Origin of the sequence: Novipirellula rosea, from assembly GCF_039541335.1 — a bacterium.
Lineage (GTDB): Bacteria > Planctomycetota > Planctomycetia > Pirellulales > Pirellulaceae > Novipirellula > Novipirellula rosea.
Window position 1 is genome coordinate 168,861 of record NZ_BAABGA010000006.1, and the last position, 13,807, is coordinate 182,667.

The window sequence follows — 13,807 nt, forward strand, 5'->3', positions numbered from 1 at the left end:
TACCGATTGGTATGGTATCCCTTCTTTCTTGCCCCTACATGTTTCTGCCAAAATCAGTGACCAAGGCTGCCACTGGTGACGTAACGTCGCTGCTCAGTCAAGTCATGATTCCACCACGTCCACCAAACGCCGGCTCGCCGGCGGGCAGAAAGATGAGATGGGCAGGAACATGTCAAGAAAGCAGGATCGCTCTGCGGCATCCCATTTCATTTTCCTGCCCCTTACATGTTTCTGCCAAAATCAGTGACCAACGCCGCCCCCGGTGACACAACGTCGCTGCTCAGTCAACTCATGGTTTCACCACGTCCACCCAACGCCGGCTCGCCGGCGGGCAGAAAGATGAGATGGGCAGGAACATATCAAGAAAGCAGGACCGCTCTGCGGCATCCCATTTTATTTTCCTGCCCCCTACATATTTCTGCCCAAATCAGTGATCAAGGCTGCCCCCGGTGACGCAACGTCGCTGCTCAGTCAAGTCATGATTCCACCACGTCCACCCAACGCCAGCTCGCCGGCGGGCAGAAAGATCAGATGGGCAGGAACATAACAAGAAAGCAGGACCGCTCTGCGGCATCCCATTTCATTTTTCTGCCCCCTACATGTTTCTGCCCAAATCAGTGATCAAGGCTGCCCCCGGTGACGCAACGCCGCTGCTCACTCAACTCATGATTCCACCACGTCCACCAAACGCCGGATCGCCGGCGGGCAGAAAGATGAGATGGACAGGAACATATCAAGAAAGCAGGACCGCTCTGCGGCATCCCATTTCATTTTCTTGCCCCCTACATGTTTCTGCCAAAATCAGTGACCAACGCTGCCACTGGTGACGTAACGCCGCTGCTCAGTCAACTCATGATTCCACCACGTCCACCAAACGCCGGCTCGCCGGCGGGCAGGAAGATGAGATGGGCAGGAACATATTCAGAATGTACAACCAATGTGCGGTGTCCCATTTTTTGCCCTTCATTTTTTTGCCCTTTTCAGTAACCAACGTTGGCGTCGGCGATACATCACCGCTGCTCAGCCGACTCATCGTTCCGCGACATCCACTAAGCCCGCACCGCCGGAAGGCAAAAAGATGGGGGGCAAAAATATTCAGATTGAAAGACCATCTGCGGTGTCCCATTTTCCTGCCCCTATCATTTTCCTGCCCCTATCATTTTCCTGCCCCTATCATTTTCCTGCCCCTATCATTTTCCTGCCCAATTCAGTAACCGACAGTGCACTCGGTAAAACGACGATGCCCGGTGACCGATGCCCGGGGACAGAGCACAAGCATGACTCCATGCTCGCTCACTAACTCGGGGCAGCGGGCGTGATCAACGCGAGACTGGCGAGCCTTTTTCTATGGTTGCTAGCATGCTCGTAGATGGTTCATTCGCTGCATCGTACCGTGCACCGCCGCTATCGTTTCTGCTTACTCCGGCGATACATCTTTTCATTACTGCGAGCGGACTCTCGCAGTCGATACCAACATGGTGCGAAGCACTAAGACGTTCGCTGAGAACCACAGCCGAGTGATTCGAGATCGGCGACGGTCATCGGACGCGCACACCGGAAACCGACCACGACACTTGCCCCAGCCCTCAGGAGGCATCGCCGCCCACCTCAGAAACATGCTCTGTCCCTGTCCCTCTCTGTCCCCTGTGTCACTGTCCCCTGTGTCACCCAATTTCTTAAATAGGCGGAAGCCGTAGATAAGGGCGGCCACAGTCCCCGGTTCCGTTCGTGCTGAGCGGTTCAGTGGCGATTGATTCTACGGTCTGAACTTCGCCATCTGAGTCTCTCGCCAGGCATTGAGGTACTGAGCAATCCCGCGGCGAATCTGGGGAGCCGCGTTCCGAATGGCCGCTTGGTTTGAATCATCTAACAGCGAGTTGCCCGCCTGCTGAACCCTATGGGCGGCTTGGATCGCGGTCGCTTCGTCGAAGTTTTCTAGTGATTTTAGAATCGTGTTCAAATCACCGCCTGCGTTCATGAAAATATCACGAGCATATTCATGAGCCGACGTTGTGCTTCCGTCTTGGTCCGCATCAAGCCAGACGGCACCACTGCATCCAACAACGTGCGGTTGCCAATCCGGGGACATCGGTTGATAGGGCTTGGCGGTCTTCCAGTACAGATCGTCGATTCCCGGTCCAATCGCGATCGCAACAAAATGCACATCATGCTTCGGTTTCGGGACGCGAAACTCCTCGACCGCCTTTACGCCTGTCGCTAAATTGGGGCGTCGCTCGGAAATGCCTCGCTCTTCAATTTGCTGACCATTGCAGTAGAGAATGATCCTACTGGCCTCGGTCCAGTGGGGACCCAAAACATGGACCTTCAAACGAACCGTTTCTCCGCCGGCGGTTGCAGTTTGTCCCGACTGAAATGAATCCTCGACAACTAGCTTGGTTAGAAGTCCATAGCTGACCAACACTTCGCCCTGCAGGAATTTATCGACCGCGTCATCCACGTCGATGTTTCCGGGATCGCGGTCGTCGCAACGAATGTAGGTGCGACCCTGTCCAACGATATAGCGGCCGACGTCATGGGAATCACTGCTACCGACAGGAGTGACACGGTAGCCGCGATTCAGGACAGCCATCCAATCATGAAACAGTCGCAAGATATCCGTTTGTGTGGCTGACGAGTTAAGAACCTCCATCGCATTGAAACCGAAATGCCAACCTTCGAGATTTTCTCCAACCACCGCGTTGTGCAAGAGTGGACCAAACGGAGTGACGCTGGAATGTTGGTCGCGAGCGTGGTTGAGGATAGCGACTTTGACGTTGGGCGTCGCATAAATGTTGTCCAACAGAGCTTGCCAGCTCGTCAACGTGTGGTCAGGAATCGGCTCACCGGCCGCAACCGGGAATATGTTTACATGCCCAATGCGGGACGTCACTTCGTTGCCGATGACCGGAGTGAAATATTCGCTGACGTTCGCTTGTCGAGCGAAAGGGCGATAGTCGACATGCGAGTTGTGATCGGTGGCAATGGGCATTTCAATACCCTCGGCAGCTAACGTGATCATTCGCTCTTCGACAGTGGCGTCACCGTGACCAGAATGGGTAAGCGTATGAACATGCGTGTCGCAAGCGACCAAACCATCCGTGTCGACTTCCCGAGTGAGCTTCAATGTTCGCTGGACCGATTGACCTGGCGTCACAGTGATCTCGATCCGGTCAACAGAATACTCAAAACCGCGGCCTGCAAAAATCGTGTAGCGACCGACGGGGAGACCAAATCGTGCGGATCCGTTAGACGTGTAGACGATACCGGGGCGGACAGCAAGATGATCGCCTGATGATGCGGCCACTGACTGCAGAGCGCCGTCCGAGTTGAGAACCGTAATTCGCGACGGTAGCGACAAGCCAGATACCGCGTCGACGATGGTCAATTCGCAAGACGCCGCCGAAAGGACGTCGTCGACCTTTCGATCCAATAATCGGATATTCCCGATGCGGACGTCGTCGGTCACAGTATTTCGCTGAGCCGCTTGCTCGATTTGCAAAACGTTTTCGCTTTGTCGCAACACGTTTGCGGGTACGGGAAAGTAGACCCGCATGTCGTTTTCATCGATACGAAGACGGCCAATCTGTGTGCCGTTGATTGTCACGTCCCAACGCTGCTTGACATCCTGCTGCTGAACAACGAGCGTTCGTTCGCTCTTGTTTTCGGAGGATTTGAATTTGACGTCGATGAATCTTTCATCGGGTGAATTGGGGAACTCTGTCCATTCTGGCGGCCCTTCGATCCGTACATGTCGAAGGCCACTGACTAACACTTGCTCGCAGTGGACGCGTGAGCACGGCAGGACGACCAGAGCCACAAGGAAGAGTAGATTTGTTTTGAGCTGCATGTTCGTTCCATCTGCGGTCAAGGTGATGTTTCCAGGCTCGTGTACGAGCGAGAAGTCTGAGCGATTCTGCTAGGGATGGGCGTGGTACAGATACATCGCACCGTACGTCCAGTTGCTCTTCGGCATCCCAGGATAGTTTTGGCGATCCATCATCAGCGCGATGTACGGCGCCGGGAAACCGTCGGGAAGGGGGATGATGTTGGGCCAGATTCGAGTCCCTGTATTCTCGTTCCACGGCGGCAGATGCATGTTCAACTCACCGACCGGCTTCAGCTCGGGATAGCTGCGGATATAGACTTTGCGATCAGCACTGCCGAAAAAGACATAGCGTGAGTCGCCGACCTTTTGGATCAAAGTCCCTGTGCTGTCCATTTCCACGGGACCGGCTAGACGCTGATATCCACGATCCCAATGATCGGATTCCCACATTCCCGCTCGATACTTGCCCGCTTTCTCGGACAGCAACAAACGCCATTTCCCTGCCTCCGAATCGTAGACACCGTGCGGGTCTTCGTGCTGCCCGGTCACACCGACCGGCTTGGCGTGCATGATCGAAAAACCACGCCGCGGATCGCGATCACTCCAGACCGCAAGGATCGCCTTTTCTTCCTGACTTGATTTCGTCCCCAGGGCGCTGAAACCGGTCGTCCAGCCTCGCCACTGTTTCGATGACTCGTCGTAGAACAGGTGTGAGGCGAGTTCGTTACGCCAAAGTCCGTCCCCCATATCAAAGACGATGATGCCCTCGAAGCGAATGTCGAAAACCGAGGGGTCCATCGAAAACACCCCTTGCATCGGATGTGGCAAGGCACGTCCGCGAACCGTCATCGTTAACCACACGCGGCCTTGATCTAACAGCGGCTCACCGTTCTGGTTGGTGATCGCACGAATGTCGGCCTGGCCACAACCGGGCGTCAATGCCGACAGGACTTCGTCAATTTCAGCGGATGAGTTTGCTTCGAGATCACTCGACAAGCGAAACTCGTAACGCGAGATCAAGTCTTTGTGACGAAGTTCGAGATGTTCATTGAAATCGGGATACCCGACCAGTTGCGACTTTCCGTCGGAATCGAGGTACAGGTTCACTCCGACGGCCAACATCTGGACACGTAGACGGATCGGCCCCGTTGTTCTGACGTCGTCAGGCCATGCATATTCTTGACGGCTGACTTCCTGTCCGTCCTTGACCACAACCCATTCGATCGCCTGATACCTACCATCCTTGGCAACAATGCACGCGGAAAGGAAGTCATTTTGCTCGGTGTCGTGAAAGCTTACTCCAATCCGCCCGCTCCCATCGAATTGGTGCAGGCCAAGTTCGTAAGTTGCAAAGGGATTAAATCCGCCGACCCACCGCTGGGACGATGCGTTGTGTTCGTCAGTCGAGATTTTCAGTCGCCCTGCTTCGATCGCGGCCCAGGTCTCGCCTGTCGTATCTCCCACCACCGGATGCATCAAGTCCAGTCCAACAATTTTATCGGGCTGTAGCGATGACAGTGGAATCTGCTGTGACCGATCAAAGATCATTCTCCTCGTTGCCTGACGGCGAAACACCAGTGACTGAGGGGTGACCTCAGGCGACTGAGCCAATCCGTCGATGCTGAGGACGCACTGCAAGACCGCCGTGATCAGCACCACAAGAGTTCGACGTCGAGGGCAGAATCGGTGATATTTCATTGGGTGTTTCTCATCTTCTACGGTTAACGGGTGTATCGCTGCGATGCTAATCACAAAGTGTACAGGGCGGCGGCATGATCACGGTCGTCATGGTAATTAAAGAATGGTCATGGATAAACGGCCTGCCATCCGGTGTGACGATCGTCCGTCATTTTCGTCTCACGTTTTCTCTTTCGCACGAGCAAATAATTTCAGTCAGCCTATTCGCCTGCCCCCACATTCGGCTGTCAATTTACGACGCGAGTTTACGGCGTCCCTCGGCAGCGTCTGCAACACAGACCGGTGCAACACACAGCTACATGACCAAGTAAATGATTGGCAAATTCTCGTCTTGCATCTGCTCTTTTTGACAGACGAATGTGAGGACAGCCGAATTTGTCATGTAACACTCATCATGGGATTCGTCTGTCCTTCCATTCGTCTGTCAATTCTTCATGAGTGTTTCGAAGGTAATGTTGCGTTGATGAAAATTGATCCACTGCATTGCCCGAAACGGCGAGTGCAATATTTGTCGTATGAGGTGAGGCCGCTGCCGTTGACGAACGGAATACCCCGAAACTGTGAAACAGATATTGGTTGTGTGACGAGTGAATCGGGTTGAGCCTATGTCGACACCACCTCGGCTCATCGGTGCCTGATGGACGACTTCGGCTTCTCCTCCAAAATGGAAGATAATGGCTTGTTCGTAGAGCCGAAAATCCAGATAGGCACCCCAATCAGCAAGAAAGCTTTTGGTTAAATGAACGATCTCTTCACACTCGGGTGCTTGAGGCTGCCATGCAGCGTCGTCGATTAGAAACCGGTAACGGTCCTGTGTGGGTACGGCGTTAAAACGCAATCGACCCTTGACTCGTTCCGGCCGGAAGTTGATTAGTTTGCCGTGGTTCACATTGAGCATCATTGCATAATTGAGTACCTGAACGTCATGTTCGCAAAGCAGCGCAGCAACCGTCTTCAACTCGTACAGCGCGTCATCAGCGATGAGGTCGACACGGTATTCCTTTCTGAACGGCCCATGTGATACCTCGATAGGGACCTGCGTACGAACATCGCTGAAACCGGATGCACGGATCCGTGCCGCAACGTCCTTTTCATAGTTCTGCTCGTCACAGAGTCTTCCGAGTTCATTCTGTGAAGCAAAAGCACACCCCATCACGATCCGATCACGCTCATCAAACTCTGATTTGCTCAGGTTCTGCGGTCGGTACTGGGGAATGATAGGCATGATTTAATGTCGTATATCCTGACAGGCGAATGAGGGACAGACAAATGAATTCAGTCAACCTATTCGTCTGTCCTCACATTCGGCTGTCAAAAGCGATCCCTTATCTGATCTGTTGAGATCTCGCGGTTGGTACAGTGGAACGACGGGCATCTTCTAATGTCGCATTTTCTGACAGGCGAATGGGGGACAGACAAATGAATTCAGTCAGCCTATTCGTCTGTCCCCACATTCGGCTGTCAAAAGCGATCCCTTATCTGATCTGTTCAGATCTCGCGTTTGGTACAGTGGAATGACGGGCATCTTCTAATGTCGCATTTTCTGACAGGCGACTGTGAGGACAGACGAATGAATTCAGTCAACCTATTCGTCTGTCCTCACATCTGGCTGTCAAAAGCGATCCCTTATCTGATCTGTTCAGGTCTCACGGGTGCCACTGTGGAATGATAGGCATGCTCTATTGTCGTATATCCTGACAGGCGAATGGGGGACGGACGAAAAAATTCAGTCAACCTATTCGTCTGTCCCCACATTCGGCTGTCAAAAGCGATCCCTTATCTGATCTGTTCAGATCTCGCGGTTGGTACAGTGGAATGACGGGCATCTTCTATGGTCGCATTTTCTGACAGGCGAATGTGAGGACAGCCGAATAAATTCAGTCAGCCTATTCGCCTGTCCTCACATTCGGCTCTCAAAAGCGATCCCATATCTGATCTGCTCAGGTCTCACGGGTGCTACTGTGGAATGATAGGCATGTTCTATTGTCGTATATCCTGACAGGCGAATGGGGGACAGCCGAATAAATTCAGTCAACCTATTCGTCTGTCCCCACATCCGGCTGTTAAAAGTGATCCGTTCTGTGACCTTGTTACTCCCCCAACCTCTGAGACATTGACGGTGCGGAACTTGAGGTTTTTGAAAAACTCGTTCTCTTTAAACTTACCTGCGCGAGTGTCCTTGCCGTACGCCACAGCGATTCGTTAATAAGAATCCGTTGGAAAGTACGAGAAAAACCTTTAACGCCAGAGCTAAGGCGACTCCCAAGCCAACGGCAGTCATCTTACTCTCTGGACTTCACTGAAGCTTCGAGCACATCGGAAAGACGGCTCTACTTGGCTGCGCATTTTCCGCACACTCCGAGAATTTTATGCTATTGGAAATTTGCATCGACTGTATCGAATCGGCGTTGGTGGCCGAGCAAGGTGGTGCACATCGAATCGAAATCTGCAGCAGTCTCTCCTCCGGTGGGACCACACCGAGTTTGGGTCTCGTTCGCCAGTGCGTCCAGCGTTGTCAGATCCCCTGCATGGTGATGATTCGTCCGCACGATGGCGGCTTCGTCTACAGCGATGATGATATCCGCAGCATGCTGCATGACATCGACGTGGTCAAAGAATTGGGCGTGTAGGGAGTTGTGTTGGGCGCACTGACGCACGACGGAGACGTCGATGTGCGGGCGATGAAGCGATTGATCCAGGCATCTCGTCCTCTTCAAATCACCTTCCATCGTGCCTTTGACATGACTCGCGATCCGCTGCAAGCACTCGACGCGATCATCGGACTAGGTGCCGATCGGTTGCTAACGTCGGGGCAAAGAACGACCGCAGAAGAAGGCATGCAGCTGACTAAACAACTTGTTGACCGCACCGATAATCGGTTGACGGTGATGGCCGGAGCGGGAATCAACGGCTCGAACGTACGCCAAATTTTGGAAGCAACGCAAGTTCGCGAAGTCCATGCCAGCGGCAGCGTGCCACGAAATCCCGCGCTTGCGACTGGCGAAGTACGGTTTGGAGACCGCAGTCGAGTGACGTCCGTGCAGCGAGTTCGCGAATTGATCGCGGCGATGTCGTAGGCGGCGGTTACAACTCGGTGAGGCACGCCGCCGCGGTGCCGTTGTTGTAGATCGCGTCAATCTCGGATGCGGAGAGAACGCGGTTCCAGATCGCGACCTCATCGATCATACCGTCAAAGTTTCGGCCATCCCCTGTGCGGTGGCCACCGATCACTAGGCCCCTGTTTCCGCAATCGGTCCGCGGATCGGCAGCGGATGCGACTTGGCCAGCTTGCCGTTGACAAACAACTGCAGCCGCTCGGAATCGAACGTGACCGCGACGTGAGTCCACTTCGAAAATAGCGACCGGTCAAGCAAGCAGTCAAAGCCGCCTTGCGGTTTGCTGCTGGGAGAACGCTCCGAGCCGACGGGCTGAGGAACGAGCGTCTCGGTGAACAGCTGCAGATTAATCTTCTCGGCATCTCCGCACGCCCTGAATCCGACAGAGATCGCATAGCCGCTGCCAGAAGCGCCCGGCAACTCGCAGTGATTCGTGACATTTGATTCCATGATGAAGGAGCGATCGGCGCTGCCATGATCCGGTAGCAACGCTGGTTTGATCCAACTCGACGCCGTATAGACGCTGGCGTTATCATCCAACATCGAACGTGGCACCGTGATGTATTGGCTGCCCGAGCGGCTTAGCTGCAGCGCACCACCGCGAGCCCCGTGCTCGTTGCTCACGGTGGCACCGCCCCTGAGTTGCCCGTCCAGCCGACTGCCTAACTTGGAGCGATTTTTAGTATCGCCATCAAAGCTCCAATAGCCTCGCAAATCCTTGGCAATACCCGTTTCAGGTTCAGGCGTGAGCTGGCCGTACGTGATGGTCTTGACGAGATTTTCCTGGCCGTCTTTGTCGAGAAATTTGACAGTCAGTACGGGGACGGCTTTGGTGGTATCGGCGGTCATCACCAGAAACTGATTAGGTTCGACTCGTGACCACTCAAGGTCTTGGTGATAGACATTCAGCGAGGGAATGACGCTGGTATGGCCCGGCGAGATAATGAAATCGTGCAGGTTGTATCCAACACGCTGAGGATGCACCAAATACCGCGAAACATGGATGTCACCCCCGACCAGCACGACACCAGGGATGTCTTCTTTTTTGATGAAATCCAACAACGCGTCGCGTTCTGCGTAGTAGGTGTGCATGTCATCGGTTTCGCGATTCTTTTTGTCCTGCCAAATTTGCCCGTGCAACAGAACTTTAAAAGGTGCCTCCGAACTGCGGAGGCCTTCGAGCAACCATTGCCATTGCTCCTTGCCGTAACAAGTTGATTGGTTGGGGCTGACAGGTGAGGGACCGGTTTGGGAGTACCATCGTGCGTCGAGCAAGAACACTTCCATCGCTCCTCGATCCGTCTTCTGATAAATGCCTTCCTCTCCGCTGCCATATTGATCCTGGACGCGGTATTCGACGAACGCGCGGCGAGTGTTTTCCTTCAACGCAGCAGCACTTTTTCCGTTGCCGTTGTTCAAGCCGAAGTCATGATCGTCCCAGGTTCCGACAAGCGGTACGCTCTTGCCCAGCGCTGCGAGCCGGGGACGCTGCAGCAGATGGCGATGCTTGTTTCGCAGATCCGCGAGATTGCCGGTGTCGGCGTAGGGGGTGTCGCCGCCCAGACACAACAGATCGAGGTTGTGATTGGCCATCTGCTGCCAAACCGGGTCGGTGCTGTCATTGACACAAGAAATGAAGGCGACGTTCAGCACTTGACCACTGCGATCTGCTGGTACGGTCGTGAAATGAAAATCGCCATCTGCACCGGCAACGAGAGTGGCACTGCCCGCTTCGATCTTCTCGATTTGGTATCGGTAGGTGGTACCGGGATCGAGTTCCACGACGTGGAATTTGGCGACAAAGTCATGCTCGGATTCACTGCGACTGTCAACGGAGGTGACTTTCGTGCCATGTTCATCGTGTACGCTCAAACGCAGCGTGGCCGCCTCATTCCCAGGCCGGTAAAGCAGGTAGGCTTCCGTGGTCGTCAGGGTACCGATATAGGGGCCGACCGAATCGTCTGCGTGCAGTCCTCGTCCCAATAGAAGCAGGAAGACGATCGATAGACCGATAAGCTGTTTCGTCATTGCAGTGGTTTCAAAACTTCGTTGATTTTTCGTGTGAGAAGCGAGAGTCTACCACGCACCGAATCGCCCCGTCACGCGAAGGCATTTTGTAAGACCTCGCCGGATATCCATCCGCGTCCCGTTTTTTCCCGCGTCCACCTCATCGAAAATCGATTCGCGACAAATAAAGTCCACCAGAGACGTGCATATCTTGGCAAGAACAATTATCTTGCTCGTATACATCATTGCCTCGTATTCATAACCGTCACGTTGTGCAGAAATGGATGAATACGCGATGTTCGTTTACTCGCTGTTCGCTAAGACTTTGGAATGGAATGTTAGAGCTACCAAGACGACCGATTTGCCCCTTTCCATTTTTTCTAATCGCCGTCATCGGAGTTTTCTTCGGATTTTCCGAACGAGGATTCGCACAACTCGACCGCGACAATGTTGCAAACGCGAAGGCCGCGACCGTATTGGTTGAGCGACCTTCGGGGGATGGATTTGGAACTGCATTCTGCATTGACGCCAGAGGCTTTTTCATCACGAATGAACACGTGGTTCAGGGAGAATCCGAGCAAATCCCCTTGATCATGAACTCCGGGACGGACAAGGAAATCAAGTTTCTTTCGGAAATCGTCAGGACGAGTGCCGAACATGACCTCGCACTCTTGCGGGCCATTAAGCCGCCAGCCGGGCTGGTTGTGTTGGAGTTCGGAGATGACTCCACTCTGTTCGAAACGCAGCAAATCACCGCGTTTGGTTTTCCGTTCGGTACCGCGTTAGCCCTGAAAGACGAAACCTACCCACGAATCAGCGTCAATGTTGGACGCGTCGTGTCGCTTCGCAAACGAGCGGATTCGCTCGAGTCGATCCAGATTGATGCGGTCGTCAATCCTGGTAACTCCGGCGGCCCCATCCTGGACAATAACAACACGGTCGTAGGCGTCGTCGTGGAAAAGGTGATGGGCACCGACGTCAATTTTGCGATTCCCGTTTCGAAGGTTAAACCGTTTCTGGAAAGCCCCGAGTTGGCACTTGAAAAAGTCAACATTCGATTTGTCAAACGGCATCAGCCCGTTGAGCTCAAATTTAATGTCGTTTCCTTCGGCACTCCCGCAGAGAAATATCAATTCGATCTGAAGCTCCGAGACAACCAAGGAGAAACTCCGGAGTTTGAAATTCAGGAGCGAAGCCGCGATGATCAATTCTCGGTCAAGGTGATTCCGGTAAAACAAACCAAGGATCGCCTGCGGATTCCGGTGGAGATTGAATTTGCAGCTGGAAAAATCAATGGCGAACTCGACGAACAAGCCATTCGGTTTGGCAACTCGACGCAATACCTTGCGGAAATGAAGTCGTTCGAAAGACTCGATGGAAACCGCTGGCGATTGACACGTTATGACGGGCGAAAGGTGGAGTTAGAGGGACTGATGTTCGCCGAGCCAACGATCTATTTTGGCGGCTCCGAAATGAAGCTCGACCTTGCATCGGTTACCCGGATTGACGTTGGTGAACCAAGTGGCATGACAAGTGAACTTCACTACGACGCCACGCTTCTTGATGGGACAAAAGTCGTTTCTCGTCTGAAAGGAGTCATTCCCTTTGTCGGGGCCCCCGGCGGTATCGAGCTGAAGACCGTCAAGAAAGAAGAAGAGACTCCTACGGCGGGACACTCCGAGGCATCTGATTATGTCTTGCCAAATGCAATCGCAAAGTTTGAAGACGACGAAATCGTTTACGAATTGGATGAACCGTTTGATGATTATGTCATGGGCGGCGCCGATCGTTACATGATATTCAAGTTTGGAAAATCAAAACGCATTGTGATTTTTGACTTGCTATACGCTAACCTCGCTCACGAGATCAAGAATGTTGATTCCGATGCCCTGTTGACCGCCGGATCGAAAAATCTGTACGTCGTGCTACCAAGTCAGATGTTGATGCAGCGTTGGAGTCTCGAGACTTTCAAACTGGAAAAGACAACGCGGCTGCCAACCAAAAACGCGCCTAAACTGATTCAAATTGGCGTCAACGCGGATGACTATCTTTTCCTGTTCGATGGCAATGAAGCCTACATCGTTGATTCCCAGCGGCTCAAGCCGATATCCACCGGTGGTGAAAAACTGTTCTACCAACGGACCAACAGCTTCGGACGTCAAGTCGATGCTGCGGCCAATGGAAATGTCTTTGGAACCATCATGACCGGGCTCGGCCCCGTTTCTTATAACTGGGTTATGATCGATGACGGACGGATTTCCGTAGGCGAATTTGGCTCAACGTCCAACAGGATTCGCTGGGCCGCGCCGTCACCGCTGGGGCGAATGTTCCATTTACCGCGTGGGCAAATCTACAACCTGTTTGCGAGAGACATTTCGCCGGATTGGTTGGAAGGTGCACGCACCTTTCCCACGGTCGATCCACGCTATTTTATCGCGGTGCGGTTTAAGGAGAAATCTCGAGGTAGTTGGTTCACCAGTGTGGACGTTTGCACCGCTTCGGACCTGAGAATTATTCATAGCAACCTCCAACTCAGCGAGTTGGCGCCACACGGCAATACCAACTCAACCAACAGATCACTTGACGCTCTGAGTTACGGAGAAACCCGAATTCATTTCGTTCCCTGGGCAAAACTGCTGGCCAATACCGACTATGACAAAAAGCGGATTTACGTTCGCAAGTACGATTTTGAAGCCGAGCTCAAAGCAACCGGCGAAGACTATCTCTTTGTCGAGTCTCTGCCTCCGATCATGGCCTACAAAGGAAAGAAACTGAGTTACCAAGTCGAATGCAAAACGAACAGCAAATCACTTGCCTTCCACTTGGTCGAAGGACCCGCCGGAATGAAAGTAAGTGATACCGGTTTGATGACCTGGTCACCTCAACGAGGTGCTGTTGAAGGCTTCGAACCGGTTGTGATTGGAATCAAAGGAGACAATTTCAATGAGGTATTTCACTCTTTTGACATTGCAGTGATTTCAAAATTGACCGTGCAAAGAGAGGGTCGGCGCTAGTGTCATATAGAGCAGTTACCTAACTGTTTTCATGTGAACCGACGGCGTTCGGTGGAGAAGTAACTGCAGTAATGGCCGACACGAAGGGAAACAAGGTACGCAGACTTAATTTCCAACGGGCATTCAGACACGCCCGGGCAACAGGA

The 13,807-nt window shown here is 53.1% G+C and carries 5 protein-coding genes and 1 pseudogene; 2 read left to right on the forward strand and 4 right to left on the reverse strand.

The window, feature by feature from the left end:
- Positions 1–1,756 precede the first annotated feature (1,756 nt).
- From ABD971_RS01395 to ABD971_RS01405, 3 genes are all read right to left on the reverse strand, one after another.
- On the reverse strand, positions 1,757–3,847 hold the full coding sequence (locus ABD971_RS01395; protein WP_345318699.1) for a CehA/McbA family metallohydrolase: 2,091 nt from the start codon (positions 3,845–3,847) through the stop codon (positions 1,757–1,759).
- Positions 3,848–3,916: 69 nt separating this feature from the next.
- Positions 3,917–5,524 (reverse strand): hypothetical protein, encoded by a 1,608-nt coding sequence (locus ABD971_RS01400; protein WP_345318701.1) that lies wholly within the window; start codon positions 5,522–5,524, stop codon positions 3,917–3,919.
- Between the two features lie 424 nt (positions 5,525–5,948).
- Entirely contained in the window at positions 5,949–6,749 is an 801-nt protein-coding gene (locus ABD971_RS01405; protein ID WP_345318703.1) for a GxxExxY protein, read from the reverse strand.
- Between the two features lie 1,144 nt (positions 6,750–7,893).
- Here ABD971_RS01405 and ABD971_RS01410 point away from each other — a divergent pair.
- Positions 7,894–8,601: pseudogene (locus ABD971_RS01410) on the forward strand (copper homeostasis protein CutC).
- Between the two features lie 153 nt (positions 8,602–8,754).
- Here the strand turns inward: ABD971_RS01410 and ABD971_RS01415 are convergent.
- Entirely contained in the window at positions 8,755–10,668 is a 1,914-nt protein-coding gene (locus tag ABD971_RS01415) for an alkaline phosphatase D family protein (protein ID WP_345318705.1), read from the reverse strand.
- Between the two features lie 314 nt (positions 10,669–10,982).
- On the opposite strand from ABD971_RS01415, the gene ABD971_RS01420 reads away from it, so the two are divergent.
- Positions 10,983–13,661: a S1C family serine protease gene (locus ABD971_RS01420; RefSeq protein ID WP_345318707.1), complete on the forward strand. Its 2,679-nt coding sequence runs from the start codon at positions 10,983–10,985 to the stop codon at positions 13,659–13,661.
- The last annotated feature ends 146 nt before the right edge of the window (positions 13,662–13,807 follow it).